The sequence below is a fragment of the Arthrobacter oryzae genome, assembly GCF_030718995.1.
In the GTDB taxonomy this organism is placed as follows: Bacteria; Actinomycetota; Actinomycetes; order Actinomycetales; family Micrococcaceae; genus Arthrobacter; species Arthrobacter oryzae_C.
In genome coordinates, this window is sequence record NZ_CP132204.1 from 163,329 (window position 1) to 182,571 (window position 19,243).

At 67.7% G+C, this 19,243-nt stretch carries 19 protein-coding genes and 1 riboswitch; of the genes, 9 read left to right on the forward strand and 10 right to left on the reverse strand.

Going from position 1 to position 19,243, the window contains the following annotated elements:
- Nucleotides 1-122 precede the first annotated feature (122 nt).
- The 3 genes from Q8Z05_RS00720 to hemE form a co-directional block, all read right to left on the reverse strand.
- A complete protein-coding gene (locus tag Q8Z05_RS00720; RefSeq protein WP_305941635.1) occupies nt 123-920 on the reverse strand; it encodes a hypothetical protein in 798 nt (265 codons plus the stop codon).
- Between the two features lie 183 nt (nt 921-1,103).
- Nucleotides 1,104-2,582 carry a protoporphyrinogen oxidase gene (hemG, locus tag Q8Z05_RS00725; protein ID WP_305941636.1) on the reverse strand — a complete coding sequence of 493 codons (1,479 nt, stop codon included), beginning with the start codon at nt 2,580-2,582 and terminating at the stop codon, nt 1,104-1,106.
- 3 nt (nt 2,583-2,585) lie between these two features.
- Nucleotides 2,586-3,707: a uroporphyrinogen decarboxylase gene (hemE, locus tag Q8Z05_RS00730; protein ID WP_305941637.1), complete on the reverse strand. Its 1,122-nt coding sequence runs from the start codon at nt 3,705-3,707 to the stop codon at nt 2,586-2,588.
- A gap of 158 nt (nt 3,708-3,865) precedes the next feature.
- Here hemE and Q8Z05_RS00735 point away from each other — a divergent pair, with 158 nt between their 5' ends.
- Entirely contained in the window at nt 3,866-5,197 is a 1,332-nt protein-coding gene (locus Q8Z05_RS00735) for a glutamyl-tRNA reductase (protein ID WP_305941638.1), read from the forward strand.
- Between the two features lie 66 nt (nt 5,198-5,263).
- Here the strand turns inward: Q8Z05_RS00735 and moeB are convergent, their stop codons facing one another.
- Entirely contained in the window at nt 5,264-6,463 is a 1,200-nt protein-coding gene (gene moeB, locus Q8Z05_RS00740; protein ID WP_305941639.1) for a molybdopterin-synthase adenylyltransferase MoeB, read from the reverse strand.
- 66 nt (nt 6,464-6,529) lie between these two features.
- Here moeB and Q8Z05_RS00745 point away from each other — a divergent pair, with 66 nt between their 5' ends.
- The 3 genes from Q8Z05_RS00745 (at nt 6,530) to Q8Z05_RS00755 (ending at nt 7,858) form a co-directional block, all read left to right on the forward strand.
- A complete protein-coding gene (locus Q8Z05_RS00745; protein ID WP_371745903.1) occupies nt 6,530-7,216 on the forward strand; it encodes a TetR/AcrR family transcriptional regulator in 687 nt (228 codons plus the stop codon).
- Between the two features lie 51 nt (nt 7,217-7,267).
- The gene (locus tag Q8Z05_RS00750; RefSeq protein ID WP_305941641.1) at nt 7,268-7,492 is read left to right on the forward strand and encodes a DUF3107 domain-containing protein; all 225 of its coding nucleotides are present in this window, start codon (nt 7,268-7,270) and stop codon (nt 7,490-7,492) included.
- A 63-nt stretch (nt 7,493-7,555) separates the two neighbouring features.
- Nucleotides 7,556-7,858 (forward strand): hypothetical protein, encoded by a 303-nt coding sequence (locus Q8Z05_RS00755; protein WP_305941642.1) that lies wholly within the window; start codon nt 7,556-7,558, stop codon nt 7,856-7,858.
- A gap of 36 nt (nt 7,859-7,894) precedes the next feature.
- On the opposite strand, the gene Q8Z05_RS00760 is transcribed toward Q8Z05_RS00755, so the two are convergent.
- From Q8Z05_RS00760 to thiO, 4 genes are all read right to left on the reverse strand, one after another.
- On the reverse strand, nt 7,895-8,263 hold the full coding sequence (locus tag Q8Z05_RS00760; RefSeq protein WP_305941643.1) for a 4a-hydroxytetrahydrobiopterin dehydratase: 369 nt from the start codon (nt 8,261-8,263) through the stop codon (nt 7,895-7,897).
- Between the two features lie 37 nt (nt 8,264-8,300).
- Nucleotides 8,301-9,122, reverse strand: coding sequence for a thiazole synthase (locus Q8Z05_RS00765; RefSeq protein WP_371745904.1), 822 nt, complete (start codon nt 9,120-9,122; stop codon nt 8,301-8,303).
- A 5-nt stretch (nt 9,123-9,127) separates the two neighbouring features.
- Nucleotides 9,128-9,364 carry a sulfur carrier protein ThiS gene (gene thiS / locus Q8Z05_RS00770; protein ID WP_055796656.1) on the reverse strand — a complete coding sequence of 79 codons (237 nt, stop codon included), beginning with the start codon at nt 9,362-9,364 and terminating at the stop codon, nt 9,128-9,130.
- Nucleotides 9,361-10,668, reverse strand: coding sequence for a glycine oxidase ThiO (thiO, locus tag Q8Z05_RS00775; protein WP_371745905.1), 1,308 nt, complete (start codon nt 10,666-10,668; stop codon nt 9,361-9,363). Before thiO ends, thiS begins: the two co-directional genes overlap by 4 nt.
- Nucleotides 10,655-10,774, reverse strand: a riboswitch (TPP riboswitch). Its footprint overlaps the gene before it by 14 nt.
- 26 nt (nt 10,775-10,800) lie before the next feature.
- On the opposite strand from thiO, the gene thiE reads away from it, so the two are divergent.
- Entirely contained in the window at nt 10,801-11,520 is a 720-nt protein-coding gene (gene thiE, locus Q8Z05_RS00780) for a thiamine phosphate synthase (protein WP_305941645.1), read from the forward strand.
- Here thiE and Q8Z05_RS00785 read toward each other — a convergent pair whose 3' ends face one another.
- Nucleotides 11,521-12,195, reverse strand: a complete 675-nt coding sequence (locus tag Q8Z05_RS00785; RefSeq protein WP_305941646.1) for a ferritin-like fold-containing protein — start codon at nt 12,193-12,195, stop codon at nt 11,521-11,523.
- 41 nt (nt 12,196-12,236) lie between these two features.
- Between Q8Z05_RS00785 and Q8Z05_RS00790 the strand changes: the two genes are divergently transcribed.
- From Q8Z05_RS00790 to Q8Z05_RS00800, 3 genes are all read left to right on the forward strand, one after another.
- The gene (locus tag Q8Z05_RS00790; RefSeq protein ID WP_305941647.1) at nt 12,237-13,709 is read left to right on the forward strand and encodes an RNB domain-containing ribonuclease; all 1,473 of its coding nucleotides are present in this window, start codon (nt 12,237-12,239) and stop codon (nt 13,707-13,709) included.
- Between the two features lie 299 nt (nt 13,710-14,008).
- Nucleotides 14,009-15,742, forward strand: coding sequence for a DEAD/DEAH box helicase (locus Q8Z05_RS00795; protein ID WP_305941648.1), 1,734 nt, complete (start codon nt 14,009-14,011; stop codon nt 15,740-15,742).
- A gap of 8 nt (nt 15,743-15,750) precedes the next feature.
- Nucleotides 15,751-16,623, forward strand: a complete 873-nt coding sequence (locus Q8Z05_RS00800) for a DNA-methyltransferase (RefSeq protein ID WP_305941649.1) — start codon at nt 15,751-15,753, stop codon at nt 16,621-16,623.
- Nucleotides 16,624-16,687: 64 nt separating this feature from the next.
- On the opposite strand, the gene Q8Z05_RS00805 is transcribed toward Q8Z05_RS00800, so the two are convergent.
- Nucleotides 16,688-17,536 carry a PHP domain-containing protein gene (locus tag Q8Z05_RS00805; RefSeq protein ID WP_305941650.1) on the reverse strand — a complete coding sequence of 283 codons (849 nt, stop codon included), beginning with the start codon at nt 17,534-17,536 and terminating at the stop codon, nt 16,688-16,690.
- 72 nt (nt 17,537-17,608) lie between these two features.
- Here Q8Z05_RS00805 and Q8Z05_RS00810 point away from each other — a divergent pair, with 72 nt between their 5' ends.
- Nucleotides 17,609-19,201, forward strand: a complete 1,593-nt coding sequence (locus Q8Z05_RS00810) for an aminopeptidase P family protein (RefSeq protein ID WP_305941651.1) — start codon at nt 17,609-17,611, stop codon at nt 19,199-19,201.
- Nucleotides 19,202-19,243 lie beyond the last annotated feature (42 nt).

Genomic DNA, 19,243 nt, shown 5'->3' on the forward strand with positions numbered 1-19,243 from the left:
GCCGCCTAAGTCGAAACACGCCACTTCTACAACGTGTAGAAGTGCTTAATTTCACAGCATTGCGCCGAATCTGACCGGACCGCCAGCGTAAACCGGCAGCCGGCGGCCAGCCCGAAATGCCCCTAGACCCGCCGCATTCGCACGTAGGCAACCCCTGCGGCGCAGGCCAGTGCGACCAGACCGGCACCCCACCAGACCTGGGGCGACACGTCGCCCACGGGCGAGACGCTCACGGCGGACCTCATGACCGGCGAGCCCGAGACACCATAGCCGGAGCCGGACAGCGGCTCGACGCCATACGACGTGAGGATGGCCATGTTGGCAGGCCCGAACCTGTTCGTAGTGGTCCATGCTGAGGCCGGTGCGGCCGCAGCGGGCCCGGCGGCCGGGCGGCCGGACGCCCGCGATGTTCCGCCCGCTGCAGGCGCCTCCGTGGCCGTGCCGGGCAGGATCACTCCGCTTCGGGGCGCGGCCGGAGCGGCCGTTCCCGGCAGGATTGCCGGCGGCGCCGCAGGATTGCCGGCGGAAGCCCCGCCCGCGGCGGGGGCAGGAGTGCCAGGCACCTGGGCGGCACCGGTGGACGGAGCCGCAGCTCCGCCGGCGGGCGACGGCGCCGGGGTGCCCGACGGCGCGCTGCTTTCGGAGGGGGACGGTGACGGCGACGGCGTCTCCGGGTCGGGCGACGGCGAAGGCGAAGTCCACGCCGGGTCGGTCGTAGGAGACGGTGACGGCGTGGGCTGGGTCCGCTGTCCTGGCGGCGTCTGCTTGCCGGCGCCCGGTGCAGGCGGGCCGGAAGGGTGCGGCTTGGGCCCGAGGACCACTGAGGCCCAGACCTCCAGCGAGGGAACACCCGCGTCTATGGACGCCGTGGCAGCGGAGTCAGCGCTGTCCGTGGCGTCCGGAGCCGGAACGAGGGACACAGCGTTGGATGCAGGGACACCTGCTGAAAGGACTAGTACCGCTCCGAGCGCCGCTGCTGCGGTGCCGCGCCGAAGACCCCCATGGAAACCAGTCAGCGTTCGAGTTTCTTCGGACTTCTGAATGACCATAGTCATCGACCCTAGCCAGAAACACGTGCCATTAGAAACTTGCAAAGTCGCCCTTCACGCGGTACTCGCGGGCTGGTGTAGTACGTCCGCGAGTTGCCTCCTGGTATCGGCCACGACGGCGGCGAGGCCGTTGCCGGCCAGCCACCCGCCCACCATCACCAGGCTGCCCTGGGCGGCGCAGACGCGCCGAACCTCCGCCACGCGCTGGCGGTGGCCAACAGCGGCGAACGGCAGCACACCGCCCCAGCCCACGACGTCCCAGTCGATCACGTCATCAGCCGTGACAGGCACTGTCAGCAGGGCCGACGCATCCCGTAAGGCCGCTTCAAAGAGCACAGTATCCGCCCGGGAGCCGTCTCCCGCGCGCAGGCCGGCATCCGCCCCGCGTGCCTGCTGCGCACCCTCTTCTCCCCTGCCGTACGAGAGCCGGACAACATGCGTGCCCGGTCCCGCCGCTGCGGCGAGCCAGTCCCATTTCGCGGTGGCATGCGTCAGCGCCTTTGCCTGGATGCCAGGCGTCTGCGGAGCCACCAGAATGCCCGTTCCGCGCGGCCGGCGATCCAGTTCGGGAAGGTCAACAACGAGTGTCACAAGCTTTACATCCGGACCGGCGCCCGGCCGGTGTCCGGCCAGATCCGGCACCGCGTCCTGGAGCAGTCCGACGGCGGAGGGGCCGTCAAGGGCCACCACCAGCAGGCCGGCGTCGTACTTCTGCGCCGCCGCCGAGACCCGCCAGCCGTTCGCTGTCCTTTCCACAGCCGCCGCCCGGGTGCCGGCCAGGAGGGTGGCGCCGCGTTGCCGCAGTTGGGCCACGAGGGCGGTGATCAGCGTGTGCAGGCCGCCTTCGAAGCCGGCGACGGCGGATCCCGCTTTGGCGCCCTGTGCGGCGGTCCCACGGCGCTGGGCGGCGACGGCCGCGGCCAGGGAGCCGTGGGCCCGGATGCCGGCCCGGAGTCCGGGTGCCACCATGTCGACGTCGAGCAGCGCGGGGTCGGCTGAATGCACGCCGCCCACCACAGGTTCCACCAGGCGTTCCAGCACACGGCGGCCCATCCGCTGCCGCACGAGGGCCGAGACGCTGGTGATGGCTGGGCGGGTTCCCAGGGATGCCGGCAGGAACTTGTCCAGGGAAGCACGGAGGGAGCCTGCGAGCCCAAGGGTCCTTCGCACTTCGGGATCCCACGGGTTGGCCGGTATGCCGAGGACGCCGGTTTTGGGCAGTTCCCGCGCACCCTCGGGGAGCTGGACCCAGGCGCCGCCCGGATGCGGCGCAACGATGGTTGCCGCGATTCCAAGCTCTGCCGCCAGGTCCGCAACGGCACGTGAGCGCGTAGCGAAGGACTCCGCCCCGCTGTCCAGCGTCAGGCCGCCCACTACATGGCTGCCTACACAGCCGCCCCAGGCCTCGCTGGCTTCCAGGACGGTGACCTGCCGGCCCGCCTTAACAAGCTCCAGGGCGGCAAGCAGGCCGGAAACGCCGCCTCCCACCACCACGGCCGTAGTAACGGACGCTTCCGGCGTGGCTGCGCTCACCCTTTACTCCGGGGAAATCGAGTGAATGAGTTCAACGACGCGCGTCAGGACGTCGGGATCGGTTTCCGGCGGCACGCCGTGGCCCAGGTTCAGGACGTGGCCGGGGGCGGCGGAACCGGCCCGAATGACCTCCCGGACGTGCGCTTCCAGCACGTTCCACGGAGCGGAGAGCAGCGCGGGGTCGATGTTGCCCTGCAACGGCACGGTGCCGCCCAGCCGGCGGTTGGCTTCATCCAGGGGAAGCCGGTAGTCGACGCCCACCACGTCCACTCCGACGTCGCGCATTGCCACCAGCAGCTCGGACGTTCCGGTGCCGAAATGGATCAGCGGAGCGCCCAAATGGCGGACATGGTCAAGGGCCCGGGCAGATGCCGGGGCCACAAAGCGCTCGTAGTCGGCCAGCCCCAGGGAGCCCGCCCAGGAATCGAACAGCTGGCCCGCGGAGGCGCCGGCTTCCAGCTGGGCGCGGAGGAACATCCCTGAGGCGTCCGCTGCCCAGTTGGCCAGTGCATTCCAGGTCTCGGGATCGGCATGCATCATGGTGCGCGGGCCGAGGTGGTCGCGGGAGGGCTTGCCTTCAACCATGTACGCGGCCAGGGTGAACGGTGCACCGGCGAAACCGATCAGCGGCGTCTTGCCAAGCTGGGCAACGGTGAGGCGGACGGCCTCCCGGATGGGCTCCAGCGCTTCCCAGGTCAGCTGCGGGAGCGCCGCGACGTCTTCGGCGGTGCGTACCGGCTTGTCCAGGACCGGGCCCACGCCGGGGACGATATCCACGCCCACGCCCGCGAGTTTCAGCGGGATCACGATGTCGGAGAAGAAGATGGCGGCGTCGACGTCGTGCCGGCGCACGGGCTGCAGCGTGATCTCGGAGGCCAGCTCGGGACGGAGGCAGGAATCCAGCATGGCCACGCCCTCGCGCACCTTCAGGTATTCCGGAAGGGAGCGGCCGGCCTGGCGCATGAACCAGACGGGCCGGCGGGACGGCTTGCCGCCGCGGTAGGCCGTGATGAGCGGCGAATCAGCCGTGCGGCCGTCCATCAGCGGGTGTCCTGCATCCAGGGTGGCCTCGGAGAACGGGACGTCGGATACTGTGCCGTTGGACGTTGCAGCGCTTGAAGTCATGACTCCGATTCTCCCTAAATTCGCCGCCAAAAGATAACGACAGCCTGTCATCCGGCGCCTGCGGCGGCCGTCCGTGGCGGGAATCACAAGGCAGCGTGCGCTTTGCCACTGCGCATTGTTGTTCTACCCCGCGACGAAAAAGCTATGATTGTGATGCTGTGGTTCTTTTTTCATTGGTGGCTACACACGCCGACATCGACCTCGAGACCGTTGCTCAACTGAGCACCGGTGCTTCCGAGCTAGCTACATCCGCACTCTCCGGGTCGCCGGCAGTGACGGGTGCGGTGGTGCTTGCCACCTGCAACCGCTTTGAAATCTACGGGGAAGCGCCACATCCGGATGACGTGGAAGCGGCACGGGCCGCCCTCGTCGCCCAGATCAGCGAACGCACCGGGCTCAACGAGCAGCTGGTCTCCCGGTCCTTCAATACGCGAACCGGCGGCGAAGTCAGCCAGCACCTTTTCGCCGTCAGCTCCGGCCTTGATTCGGCTGTGGTGGGTGAACGTGAAATCGCCGGCCAGGTGCGCCGCGCGCTCATCAACGCCCAGCACGAAGGCACTGCCAGCTCGGGCCTCATCCGTCTTTTCCAGGCCGCATCCAAGACCGCCAAGGACGTCGGCGCCCAGACGGCCCTCGGATCACGCGGGCTGTCCATCGTCTCGGTTGCGCTCGATCTCGCCACCGACCTTTCCGAAAGTGCCGACTGGTCCACCAAGAAGGCAGTGGTCTTCGGCACCGGGGCCTACGCAGGCGCCACCATGTCGCTGCTCCGTGAACGCGGCTGCACGGACATTTCAGTCTTTTCCTCCTCCGGCCGCGCCGAAGGCTTCGTGGCGACACGCGGCGGCACCGCCCTCAACGCTGATTCGCTCCCTGCCGCTGTGGCAGCGGCGGATGTCATGATCGGGTGCAGCGGCTCCGACACTCGCGTGGAAGCGGAGGAACTCGCCCGCGTGCGCGCGGGATCGCCCCAAACGCTGATCGCCATCGACCTGGCGCTCACCCATGATTTCGATCCCGCCGTTGGCGAGCTCGACGGCGTGGAGCTGCTGACGCTTGAGTCCGTGCGGCTCGCGGCTCCCCAGGAGCAGGCCGAGTCCCTGGCACAGGCCAGCGGCATCGTCACCGGCGCGGCCGCAGCTTTTGAGCAGGAGCGCGAGGCCAGGTCCGTTGATACCGCCATCGTCGCGCTGCGCCGCCACACCATGAACGTCCTCGACGCCGAAATGGAGAAGGTCCGGGCACGCCACGGCTGCACGGCTGCCGCCGAGGAAGTGGAGTTCGCCCTGCGCCGGATGGTCAAGCAACTCTTGCACGTCCCCACGGTCCGGGCACGTGAGCTTGCCTCCAACGGTCAGCAGGAGCAGTACATTGCGGCGCTCGATGCGCTCTACGGCATCACTGTTGAGCAGCCCGCCGCCGCACCGGCCGCCGAATGCCCCGTGGACCACGGCCAGGCGTCCACCGACGCCCGGCGCGAAACAGCCTGACCCCGCTACAGCCGGACCCCGGTACCGCCTGACCGCAGTACCGCCTGACCGCAGTACCGCCAGGCTTCAGTAAACCGGCTTCGCCGGTTCCACTTCCCGCACCCAGGCGAGGATGCCGCCGTCGAGGTGGCTGACCCGCTGGTAGCCGGCCCTGTGCGCCGCGGCCAGGACGGCCGCCGAACGGGTGCCTGCCTTGCAATGGAACACGATGTCCTTGTCCTGGGGCAGCTCGGCCCAGGCCTCCCCCGCCAGGATTCTGCCCTGCGGGATGAGGACGGACCCGTCAATGCTGACGATGTCGTGCTCGCCCGGCTCGCGGACGTCCACGAGTTCAAAGTCCTTCAGGCCGGCTTTGCGCGAAGCGAGCATGGTGGCCAGCTGCGTGGCCGTCACCGTGTTCTCCTTGGCGGTGGCAGCCTCAGGTTCAATTCCGCAAAACGCCTCGTAGTCGGTGAGTTCCGTGATGCGCTCCGCCGCCGGGTCCCGGGCCACCTTGATCTCGCGCCAGCTGCCGCCGAGGGCGTCGAACAGCGCCACCCGCCCCAGCAGGGAACGCCCGACGCCGGTAATCAGCTTCACTGCCTCGGTCACCATCAGCGAGCCCACCGCGGCGCACAGCATCCCGAACACGCCGCCTTCACCGCAGGAGGGCACTGAACCGGCCGGCGGCGCCTCCGGGTAGAGGTCCCGGTAGGTGGGGCCGTGCTTCTCCCAGAACACGCTGACCTGGCCGTCGAAGCGGAAGATGGAACCCCAGACGTAAGGCTTGCCGAGGATGGCGGCGGCGTCGTTGACCAGGTACCGCGTGGCGAAATTGTCCGCCCCGTCCAGGATGAGGTCGTAGTCGGCAAACAGCTCCAGTGCGTTGGAGGCATCGAGCCTGACGTTGTGGAGCCGGACATCCACCAGGGGGTTCAGCGCGGCAATGGAGTCACGGGCTGACTCGATCTTGGGCCGGCCCACGTCCGCCACTCCGTGGATGACCTGGCGCTGCAGGTTACTCAGGTCCACGGCGTCGTCGTCGATGATTCCCACGGTTCCCACCCCTGCGGCGGCAAGGTAGAGGAGTGCCGGCGAGCCCAGGCCGCCGGCTCCGATCACAAGCACCCTGGCGTTCTTGAGCCGGCGTTGGCCCAGCGTGCCGATTTCGGGAATGATGAGGTGGCGGGAGTACCGCTCCACCTCTTCGGCGGTCAGAGCATCCGCCGGTTCCACGAGCGGATCCAGGGTTGCAGGGACAGCAGTTGCGGTGAACGTGGAAGCCATACTTCAATGTATGCCCGAAGATGCCGCCAGGTCATATTACCCGCGCGTAAAGTGTAGGTAACTGCAATGGAAAGAAGGCCAACAGTGGTTCATCAGGCACCGGTTGATCGGACGCCGGCCGGGAAGGCAGCCGCGGGACAGGCGCGGGCCGGCGGTGCGCGTTCGGCGCGGCTCCCGCGTGACGAACGGCGCGCCCAGCTGCTGGCCGCCGCCCAGGAAGTCTTTGTCGCCAACGGCTACCATGGCGCCGCCATGGACGAGATCGCCGAAACGGCCCACGTCAGCAAACCGGTGCTGTACCAGCACTTCCCTTCCAAACGCGAGCTCTACCTCGCCCTGCTGGACAGCCATCTCAGCGCGCTGACCGATCTCATGATGGGGGCGTTGAACTCCACTGACGACAACGACGAGCGGGTCCAGGCCGTCATGCGTGCCTATTACCGCTTTATCGCCAGCGACGACCAGGCGCACCGCCTGGTGTTTGAATCGGACCTGATCAACGACAGCGACGTCAGTTCCAGGCTGGAAACCTTCAACAAGGCTTTTGCCGATGCCATTGCCCGGGTCATTGCCGAGGACACCAAGCTCCCCATGCTGGAGGCCCAGCTGCTGGGGCGCGGACTGGCCGGAATGGCCCAGGTCAGCGCGCGTTACTGGCTCGAAACCGACGGGAACCTGGACCTCGATGTGGCCAGTGACCTGATCTATCGTTTAGCTTGGCGCGGAATCTCGCGCTTCCCCAAGGAAACCTAGACTACAAATAGAGAACACCTTTAGAACTTTGATTGGCTGGGAGGCCTCGCTGTGGAAGTAAAGATCGGCATTCAGAACATCGGCCGCGAAATTGTGCTGGAATCGGCTCAGGATGCTGACGCTGTGGCAAAGCTCGTCGAGGAATCCATTGCCAAGGGCGCTGAACTTCGCCTGGCTGACGACAAGGGCCGCGTGGTCATCATTCCCGCCAACGTGCTGGGCTACGTTGAAATTGGGGCAGAGGAAGCCCGCCGCGTCGGTTTCGGCCAGCTTTAGGCCACTCCAGCCCGGTCCACCCGCCCTGACCCGCACCCCGCTCTGCAGCAAGGAGTTCGCCGAATGCTTTCCCTGGTAATCGTGGCCCTGGTCACCGTGGCCGCAGGCTTTGTTGTCTGGGCCAACGACCGGCGGCACGCGAAGTATGGCATCGCCATGCCGGCGGGCGTTTCCCTGACTGTGGGGATGCTGAGCTGGGTCATCTTCATGGCCGCAGGGCTTGGGTACCAGCCCGGCCTGACGTGGATCCCGTGGGTGCTTCCCATGGTCCTGGGCACCGGGGCGGCACTCGCCGCCTCGGTGTACCTCGGCCGCAAGCGCGCCCTCCAGGACACGAAGCAGCTGACGGCCGCACTGCGGCTCTGACGCGCCGGTTCCGGACCCGCTAGTCCGGGTTGGCCGCTAGTCCGGGTTGGCGGTGCCGCCCGCGGTCTCTGCTGACCGGTAGCGGCCAGGTTCCGCAATGGCCGATACAGCAGCGGCTGCCCGGCTGGCGGCCGCCGCGGCGGCGACGTCTCGCTGCGTCACTTCGGTACCGGCGTCGTGCGACGTGAAACGGATGAACACCCGGTTGTAGCGCCAGTCCAGGTCCGGGTGATGGTTCTGTTCTTCAGCCACCTGCCCGACGGCGGCGATCAGCTGGAGCGCTGCAGCCGCCGTCGGGGTCTTGAAGACAGTCACCAGGCCGCCCAGCCGGTATCTCCAGTCGGGAAGGTCCGCCAGTGCGGCGTCAACCTGGGGTCGGGTAAGAACGTCTTCCTTGTCGGTCACCGCTGGCTCCTTGGATCGCAACTGCCGGAATTTCCTGTTACAGGAACTCCGCCCGGCCCTCCATGGCAGACGACGCAAGGGCGTGCTCGCGGCGTGGAATCCGGCCGGCCGATTTCGCCAGCCTACCGGCGATGACGGCGTGTTTGAAGGCCTCTCCCATCATCGCCGGGTTTTGCGCCCGGGTCACTGCCGTTGCGAGCAACACCGCATCGCAGCCCAGCTCCATGGCCAGGGCAGCGTCCGACGCCGTGCCGATGCCTGCGTCCAGCACCACGGGAACGGATGCCCGGGAAACGATGAGTTCGATGTTGTGCGGGTTCAGGATGCCCAGTCCCGTGCCGATGGGTGCCCCGAGGGGCATCACCGCGGTGGCGCCAAGGTTCTCCAGCCGCAACGCCAGCACGGGGTCGTCATTCGTATAGGCGAACACCTTGAATCCGCGGTTCACCAGCTGCTCCGTGGCGTCCACCAGCTCCACGGCGTCCGGGAGGAGGGTGTGTTCATCGGCTATCACTTCGAGCTTCACCCAGTCCGTCTCCAGCGCCTCCCGGGCCAGTTCCGCCGTCATGACGGCGTCCCTTGCCGTGAAGCAGCCGGCGGTGTTGGGGAGGACCCGGATGTTGTGGTCCACCAGGAGCTGGAACAGCGAGCCTGTTTCGGCCGGCGAGTAGCGGCGCATGGCCACGGTGGTGAGCTCCGTCCCCGAGGCGAGCAGCGCCGCGCCCAGCCCGTCCAGGCTGGGAGCACCGCCGGTGCCCATGATCAGCCGCGATCCCAGCGGGACGCCGTCCACGATGAACGGGTCTGCGGCCCCCTGCTGCGCGGTCCCTGCCACTCCGGCAACCGTAGTTCCTGCCATGATGCTCAACCTCCCTGTACCGCGGTAACAAGTTCGACGTCGTCGCCCTCGGCGAGCGCCGTCACGAACCACTGGCTGCGGGGCACCACCTCGGAATTGCGTGCCACCGCCACGCCCAGCTTCCGGCCGTCGGCCGCCTGCCCGTTGGGGGCGAGGTTCCTGCCGGTGACCTGGCTGATGAGGGTGGTGACGGACGCGCCGTCGTCCACCGCGTGGACCGTGCCGTTCAGTGTGATGTTCATGCTGTTTCCTTGATCGGGGCAGGGGTGGGAAGTTTCGCGGGGGTGGCCGGAGGCCCGGAAAACCGGTCGGGCCGGAACGGCGCCCACCGCGGATCGGCCGTGCCGTCCAGGAGCTGTCTGCAGATGGAGGCTGCCGCAGGAGTGAGCAGGACGCCATGGCGGAAGAATCCGGTGGCAATGATGAGCCCCTGTACATCACCGCCGGTTCCGGCGTCCGCGACGCGCCCCAGCAGCGGCGCGTTGTCGGGTGTTCCCGGCCGGGCCCGGGCTGTGGCTTCCAGGAGTTCCAGTTCAGCGACGGCGGGTACCAGCACCTGCGCGTCACGGAGCAACTGGTAGACGCCGCCCGCTGACACGGCTGAGCCGGGCAGCCCTTCCGGCGCGGCCGGCCCGGCATGGTCGTTGCCGGCTCCTGCGAGGGCGTCTTCGCGCTGGGTGGCCCCGATCACCACCGTGCCATCCTGCCGGGGCACGATGTAGACGGGGACTCCGTGGACCATGCCGCGGACGGTGGATGTCAGCATCGGCTGCAGGTAGGCGGGGACACGCAGCCGCAGGATGTCGCCGTACACCGGGCGGAGCGGCAGCCGGAGGCCGGCCGGCAGTCCGCCGAGTGACGCTGCTTCCAGCCCGTTGGCGATGATGGTCTCCCCGGCATGCACGGTGCCTCCCCCGGCCAGGCCGACACCGGTGACCCGCCCGTCCTCCCAGAGCAGGCCGGCGGCCCGCTCACGCACGGCGCAGCCCGCCAGGGACTCCGCAAGCAGGGCCAGGAGCTTGCGGGGATCCACCTGGTGGTCGGCCGGGATGTCGAAGGCGCAGGAGATGCCCGGGCTCAGCAAGGGCTCGCGGGCACGCGCTTCCCTGACTGTCAGTGGTTCCACTGTGAGGCCGCTGGACCGCTGGACGCCGCGCAGGTCGGCGAGCGCCCGCCGGTCGGCGGCGTCGGCACCCACGGCGAGGGTCGACGTCGTGAGGTAACCGGTGTCCGGGCCGGCGCCGTCCCGGACACCGCCTTGCAGTCCGGCGGCGAAGGCCGGCCAGAGCCCTGAGGAGTGGAGCATGAGCTCCAGGAGCTCTTCCTCCTGGTAGTGCAGTTCGCTGACCGGGGCCAGCATGCCGGCGGCGGCCCAGCTCGCGCCCGTTCCGGGGGCGTCGTCGATGATCACCACGGACCTGCCCGACTCCCGGGCTTCCCAGGCGATGCCGTGGCCGATGATTCCGCCTCCGATCACGGCGACGTCGGCGCTGATGTCCGGGCGCGCGGCGGTGCAGCCTGCTGGAGGTTGCGGGGTCATTGTCATCCTTCCCTACGCCGGTACTAACCGGATCAGGTCAAGCGGTCGGCTCTGACGCCCTCTCAGCCCTGCAGCTTTGTGACAGCTGCAGCGGGCTCCCGCGGTACTCCACCAGTTTAGGGGAACTAGGCTGGTGCCATGACCGAGCAAGCCCTCCTCACCGATGCCCGCCTGTACCTCTGCACCGACGCCCGCACCGACCGTGGCGATTTCGGAGACTTCGTTGACGCCGCCTATGCCGGAGGCGTTGACATCATCCAGCTCCGGGACAAGAACCTGGAAGCGGCCGAAGAGCTCGAGCTGCTCGACGTGCTGGAAGCCGCGGCCCGCCGCCACGGCCGCCTCTGGTCGGTCAACGACCGCGCGGACATTGCCTCGCTCTCCGGCGCACCCGTGCTTCATGTCGGTCAGAAAGACCTCCCCCTGGCATCGGCCCGCAAGTTCCTCGGCAATGAAGCCGTCATCGGCCTCTCAACGCACAGTCCGGAACAGATCGATGCCGCCATCGCCGCATCACGCGGCCCCGGTGGCCTGGACTACTTCTGTGTCGGGCCGGTGTGGGCCACTCCCACCAAGCCGGGGAGGGCCGCCGTCGGCCTCGACCTGGTCCGCTATGCCGCGGCGGCCGCTGACGGCATAACCGCGTCCCAAACATCCGCTGCCGGCGCGGCGGCCGCTGGCGACGCCGGCACGGCGCAGCTGCCGTGGTTCGCCATCGGCGGCATTGACCTGGGCAACGTTGAGCAGGTGGTGGCTGCAGGCGCGCAGCGGATCGTGGTGGTCCGCGCCATCACCGAGGCCGATGATCCTGCCGCAGCAGCACGGTCGCTCCTGGCGGCCCTCGATGCCGGCTCCTGACTATCCGGCCAGGCCGAGCTCCGTCATCCGCCGTGAATGGTTCCCTGCCAGCCCGGCGATCAGCCCGCTGACCAGCTCGTTCGCCGCGGCAGTGTCCCCGCCGCCAATCAGGCGTCCCAGGAACGCATGCTCATGGCTGACCCGCTGCGCCTGCGTCAGTGCTTCGCCGAGCAGCCGCCTGGCCCATAGCGCAAGCCTGGAGGCGAGCCTGGGATCATCGGCCAGGGCGCCCCTGAGCAGTTCGCGGAGCACCTGGGTCGTCTCATCGGAGGCCTGGACCTGTTCGATGAGTTCCCGTGTGCCGGCGTCGACGTAGCGGGAGATGGCCCGGTAGAAGTCAGCGGAAACCGTATCGATGACATACGCCTTCATCAGTGATTCGAACCAGTCGCCCGGGCGCGTCCGCGAGTGGAAGAAGTCCACGGCTGCCTGGAACGGCAACATGGCGTCCTCCGCGTCGATCCCCATGTCCGCGAGGCGGGAGCTCACCAGCTCGTAGTGCTGGAACTCCACCACGGCAATCCTGCCGAGCACGGCCCGGTCATGGAGGGTGGGCGAATACCGCGCGTCTGCGGCGAACCGTTCGAAGGCCGACAGCTCGCCGTAGGCCATCATTCCGAACAGGTCTGCGACGAAGCGGTTGTAGTGAGCGGTGTCAGCCGGGGATAAGCTCATCGTCCAAGACTAATGGCGCAAATCGAGCTAATCTGACTTTCGTGTCACATCATCGCCTGACTCCCAGTGTCCACGAACAGACCAACCGGCTGGCCGAGGCCCTGAACGCGCTCCGTACGGAGCTGGAGCTACCCGGGCCGTTCCCTGAAGACGTCCTCGAGGATGCGCTGGCGGCCATTGCAGAGCACAAGATGCCGGACCTTGACCTGACTGCAGTGGAGTTTGTGACCATAGATCCCGCGTCCTCCACGGACCTGGACCAGGCCCTCTTCATCGAGAAGTCAGGGGACGGGTACAAGGTCTTCTACGCCATCGCCGATGTTCCTTCCTTCGTTTCACCGGGAGGGGCGCTCGACGCCGAGACACGTCGCCGGGGGCAGACGATCTACGCTCCGGACGGGCGGATTCCGCTCCACCCGGAAGTCATCAGCGAGCAGGCCGGCAGCCTGCTGGCCGGCCAGCTGTGCTCGGCCTTCGTGTGGGAGTTTGACCTGGACACGGCAGCCCGGGTCGATTCAGTGCTGGTGCGCCGCGCCAAAATCAGGAGCCGGGCAAAGCTCAACTACAAGGGCGTCCAGGCCGAGCTCGATTCCGGCACTGCTGTTCCTGTGCTGCAGCTCCTCAAGGAGGTGGGGCTCAAGCGCGTCGAACTGGAGCGGCTGCGCGGCGGCGCAAGCCTGAACATGCCGGAACAGGAAATCGAACAGACGCCCGACGGCGGTTACCGCATTGTCGCGGCACCCTCCCTCCCGGTGGAGGACTGGAACGCCCAGATCTCCCTCATGACCGGCATGGCTGCCGCGGACCTGATGCTCGACGGCAAAGTGGGCATCCTGCGTACCATGCCTGCCCCGGACGAACGGTCCCTCCTGCACTTCCGGCGGCAGACCAACGCCCTCGGCAAGCCGTGGGACGGCGAGGCGAGCTACGGGGAGTACCTGCGTTCCCTTGATCCCACCGATCCCCGGCAGCTGGCCATCCTGCACTCCGCCGGCATGCTGTTCCGCGGCGCCGGTTACACCCCCTTTGACGGCACGGTACCGGAGGCCGCCATCCAATCGGCCATCGGGGCTGCGTATGCGCACACCACGGCGCCGCTGCGGCGCCTGATTGACCGCTTTGTCCTGGTGATCTGCGAGGCGCTCAGCAACGGCACCGCGGTTCCCGACTGGGCCCGCGAGGCACTTCCTTCGCTGCCGGAAATCATGGCGGCCTCAGATCAGCTGGCCGCCAGGATGGAGCGGCTGGCCCTCGACACGGTGGAGGCGGCCCTCCTCGTCAACCACATCGGCCAGGAGTTCGACGCCGTGGTCATCTCCGGGTCGAAGCCGGGCAAGTCGAACGGGAACGGCGGCAACGGGAACGGGAACGGGCCGTCCGGCATTATCCAGATCGCAGACCCGGCAGTGACAGCCAGGTGCCCCGGGGAGCTCGAATCCGGCACGACGGTCCGGGTCAGGCTGGTCTCCTCGGACATCCGCACACGGGAGATCCAGCTGCAGCTCGTGGGGTGACTGCGGGATGGTTTCGGGCTGCGTCCGGGGCGTCAGTCGGAGGTTGTTGCGGTCAACAGCTAGACTGAGGGGGTAGTAATGGATGCCCGGTCGTTGATTTCCATGATTTTTGAATTCAACAAGCCCGCCCCTACGCGATCTTGAGATACACCCGCTGGTCCCCAGTGCCAGCATTTAGATAGCCCGCGATCGGCTTCCACTGGATTTGCTTGCGCGCCAGAGCGTGCTCCGGAACGGCCTTGCGGCCGGCCCCGTTGAGCAAGCAGCGCCAATGCCCAAATGAATAAGGAAACTCCCCTGTGAGTGAATTGCATACGCACCAACTTTTGACCGACGACACCGGCACGGAATCGATCGAGCCGGAAGAGACCATCATCTCGGACGAAAAACCGCACGAGATCGAGGAGAAATCCTTCGCCGACTACAACGTCCGCGCCGACATCGTCGAGTCCCTGGCCGACGCCGGAATCACCCACCCCTTCCCCATCCAGGCCATGACGCTGCCAGTGGCCCTCGCCGGCCACGACATCATCGGCCAGGCGAAGACGGGCACCGGCAAGACCCTCGGCTTCGGCATCCCGGCGCTGCAGCGCGTTGTGGGCCGGGACGACCCCGGCTTCGACAAGCTGGCCGTCCCCGGCGCCCCGCAGGCCCTCGTGATCGTGCCCACCCGCGAACTTGCAGTCCAGGTTGCCAAGGACCTTGAAAACGCGGCAAAGAAGCGCAACGCCCGCATCGCCACCATCTACGGCGGCCGCGCCTATGAGCCCCAGATGGAAGCCCTGCAGAAGGGCGTCGAAGTTGTTGTCGGTACGCCCGGCCGCCTGATCGACCTGTACAAGCAGAAGCACCTGAGCCTGAAGAACGTCAAGATCGTCATCCTCGACGAAGCCGACGAAATGCTGGACCTCGGCTTCCTGCCCGACGTTGAGACGCTCATCGCCGGCACCCCGGCGGTCCGCCAGACCCTGCTGTTCTCGGCGACCATGCCCGGTCCGGTCATCGCCATGGCCCGCCGCTACATGACCCAGCCCACCCACATCCGCGCTGCTGATCCGGACGACGAGGGTCTGACCAAGCGCGACATCCGCCAGCTGATCTACCGCGCCCACAGCATGGACAAGGTCGAGGTAGTCGCCCGCATCCTGCAGGCCCGCGGCCGCGGCCGCACCATCATCTTCACCAAGACCAAGCGCACCGCCGCCAAGGTCGCTGAGGAACTGGTGGACCGTGGCTTCGCCGCCGCCGCCATCCACGGCGACCTCGGCCAGGGCGCCCGCGAGCAGGCGCTGCGCGCCTTCCGCAACAACAAGGTTGACGTCCTGGTGGCCACCGACGTCGCCGCCCGCGGCATCGATGTTGACGACGTGACCCACGTGATCAACTACCAGTGCGTCGAGGACGAAAAAATCTACCTGCACCGCGTTGGCCGCACCGGCCGCGCCGGCAACAAGGGCACCGCCGTGACGTTCGTCGACTGGGACGACATGCCGCGCTGGGGCCTGATCAACAAGGCGCTGGGCCTGAGCTACCCGGAGCCCGTGGAAACCTACTCCTCATCGCCGCACCTGTATGAAGAGCTGGACATCCCGGAAGGCACCAAGGGCCGCCTGCCCCGCGACAAGCGCGTTCTGGCCGGCGTCGACGCCGAGGTCCTGGAGGACCTGGGCGAGACCGGGAAGAAGACCGGGCGCGGCAGCGCAAGGGACGGCGGCCGGGACAGTGCCCGCGGCACCGGACGCGACAGTGCCCGCGGCACCGCAAGGGACAGCGGACGCGACACCCGCCGTAGCGGCAGCGATGCCGGCGGACGCGCAGGTGACCGCCGCCGTCGTACGTCGGACAGCGGCGCCGCGGCAGCCCCGGCAGCAGAGGCCGCCCCCGTGGCGGCTCCGGCCGCGTCGGCGCCGGCCGAGGTGGACCGCGCCACGCGCGCACGACGCCGCACGCGCACCCGCCGCCGCAACGGCGAAGTGGTGGGCGGCGGGAACGCAGCGCAGGACGGCGCACACCACGGCAACGCCGAGGCCTAACAACGTCGATGACTGACACCGTCTGGGCGCCGGACGGCAGCAACCTGGTGGTACACGCGGATAACGCCGAGTACCTTCCCACGCTGCCGGACGGCGCCTTCACACTCATCTACGTGGACCCGCCGTTCAACACGGGCCGCGCCCAGAGCCGACAGCAGACCACCATGGTCCGCAACTCGGAAGGCGGCGGCGACCGCGTGGGCTTCAAGGGCCGCTCCTACGACACGATCAAAGGCGCCCTGCACAAATACGACGACGCCTTCAGCGACTACTGGTCCTTCCTGGAACCCAGGCTCGTGGAGGCGTGGCGGCTGCTGGCTGATGACGGCACCCTGTACCTGCATCTGGACTACCGGGAAGTCCACTACGCCAAGGTGATGCTGGACGCCATCTTCGGCCGCGAGTGCTTCCTGAACGAAATCATTTGGGCGTACGACTACGGCGCCCGCGCCAAGTTCCGCTGGCCCACCAAGCACGACAACATCCTGGTGTACGTCAAGAACCCGGCCACGTATCACTTTGACAGCGCTGAAGTGGACCGCGAACCCTACATGGCGCCGGGACTGGTGACACCCGAAAAGAGGGAGCTCGGCAAGCTGCCCACCGACGTCTGGTGGCACACCATCGTCTCGCCCACCGGCAAGGAGAAAACCGGCTACCCCACGCAGAAGCCGGAGGGCCTGATCCGCCGTGTCGTTGCGGCCTCAAGCCGCCCGGGCGACTGGTGCCTGGACTTCTTCGCCGGCTCCGGCACCCTGGGGGCCGTGGCCGCCAAACTGGGCCGGAAATTCGTCTGCGTGGACCAGAACCAGCCGGCCATCGACGTCATGGCCACGAGGCTGGGTGCCCACGCGACGCTGACCTCGTTCCCGCCCAACTGACTCGCATTTAACGTCGTCATTCTCGGTTTTGGGAGCGTTACTGCCAGTTAGTCGGGCCTGCACTTCAGGGACGGACGACGGCGGCGCCCGTGGCCTGCTCTTCAATCGCGGCCAGGACCTCTGGGGCGGTGAGGTTCTCGCCCAGCAGGTTCGGTTTGCCCGTGCCGTGGTAGTCGGAAGAACCGGTGACCAGCAGTCCGTGATCTTCGGCGAGCCCGCGGAGGAATTCCCGGCCCTCCTCCGGATTGTCCCGGTGATTGACCTCCAGCCCGGCCAGGCCGGCGTTGATCATCTCCAGGTAAGTGCGCCGGCCCACCACGCGGCCGCGGGCGGACGCCACCGGGTGGGCGAACACCGGAACGCCGCCCGCCGCGCGGACCAGGGCCACCGCAACGGCCGGATCCGGGGCATAGTGCTGCACGTAATACCGGGAATGTGACGTCAGGATCGACGCGAACGCCTCCGTCCGGTCCGCGACCACCCCGGCCGCCACCAGGGCGTCGGCGATGTGCGGCCGGCCCAGCGTTGCCCCCGGCGCCACATGGTGGATGACGTCGTCCCAGCTCAGCGGATAGTCCTCGGCCAGGAGTGTGACCATGCGTTCGGCCCGGGTGAGGCGGGCATCCTTGGACCTGGTGATTTCCTCCAGCAGGCCGGAATGCGTCGGATCATGGAGATAGCTGAGCAGATGCACGCTGATGCCCTGATCGGTCCGGCAGGAAATTTCCATGCCGGGCACGAGGGCGATCCCGTTGCTCCGGGCGGCCCGGGATGCTTCGGCCCAGCCGTCGGTGGAATCGTGGTCGGTCAGGGCGACCACATCCAGGCCTGCGGCTGCGGCGGCTGCCATCACCGCGGCAGGCGCCTCCGTGCCGTCGGAAACATTCGAGTGGGCATGCAGATCAATCCTCACCTGCCCAGCCTAGTAGATGGCCGGTGCGGTGTTCGGTGGCCGGGGCCACGCCGCTGGTGAGACTATGGGACGGTGAACGATGCAGACAACACCTACAACGGTGAAACTACAGCAACCCAGCCCCTCGAAGAGCGCGTCAACAACCGCTCGCAGCGGCCCAGTTCCGACGCCTTCAAGGCCTTTATGGCCAGCAACTGGGCGCCCTCGGCACAAGAGCTCCCCGATCGGGACGCCGTGGCGGACCACGCTGCCGCCCGCCGTCGTGCCATTTCCGGCCTGTTCAAGGGCGAACGGCTGGTGGTCCCCGCCGGGCCGTTGAAGGTCCGCTCCAATGACTGCGACTACCGGTTCCGCCCGCACTCCGGCTTCGCGCACCTGACCGGGCTGGGCCTGGACCACGAGCCCGACGCCGTGCTCATCCTGGAACCTGTCGAAGAAGGAAAGGGCGACGACGGCGGGAACCACCGCGCCACGCTGTACTTCCGGCCCCTCGCCGGCCGGGACACCGAACAGTTCTACGCCGACTCCCGCTCCGGCGAATTCTGGATCGGTGCCCGCCCCACGCTCGCCGAATTCGACCGGCGGCTGGGCCTGGCCACGGCCCACATCGACCAGCTTGAACTCGCCATCACGAAGAACGTCGGGGCCCCCGAAATTGGCGGCATCTCCATCCGGCTGGTGCGCAAGGTGGATGAAAACATCGACGCCCTGGTGGACACCGCCCGCTACAACACGGCCAAGGACCCCGACAACCTGGACCTGGGCGTGCTGGATGCCCTCGATGAGAAGCTCACGGAAGCACTCTCCGAGCTCCGCCTGCTGAAGGACCCGTGGGAAGTCGAGCAGATGAAGATCGCCGTGGCTGCCACGGTGGAAGGGTTCACCGAGGTGGTCAAGGCACTCCCCCGCGCCCTGACGCACCAGCGCGGAGAGCGCGTGGTCGAAGGTGCCTTCTTCGCCCGTGCCCGGGAAGAGGGCAATGAACTGGGCTATGACACCATCGCGGCCTCCGGCAACAACGCCACCGTGCTGCACTGGACCCGGAACACGGGCAAGGTGAACGCCGGTGAACTGCTGCTGCTGGACGCCGGCGTTGAGGCTGATTCCCTGTACACCGCGGACGTCACCCGCACCCTGCCCGCCAACGGCACGTTCACGGAGGTCCAGCGGAAGGTCTACGACGCCGTTTTGGACGCCGCGGACGCCGGCTTGGCCGCAGCGCAACCGGGTACCAAGTTCCGCGATATCCACACGGCCGCCACCACCGTCCTGGCCGAGCGGCTGGCCGAGTGGGGCCTGCTGCCCGTCTCCGTCGAGGAAGCCATCAGCCCGGAGGGCCAGCAGCACCGCCGCTGGATGCCGCATGGCACCAGCCACCACCTGGGCCTCGACGTGCACGACTGCGCCCAGGCCAAGCGCGAGCTCTACTTGGACGGCGTCCTCACCCCGGGCATGGTGTTTACGATCGAACCCGGCCTCTACTTCAAGAACGAGGACCTCGCGATTCCGGCGGAGTACCGCGGCATCGGCGTCAGGATCGAGGACGACATCCTCATGACTGCCGACGGCCCGGTCAACCTCAGCGCCGCCCTCCCCCGGAAGGCGGACGACGTCGAGTCTTGGATGGCCGGCATCTACCAGGAAATCGACAACACGCAGCCGTAAGTGAGCAAAGCAAAGGCCTCCGTCCGGATGATCCGGACGGAG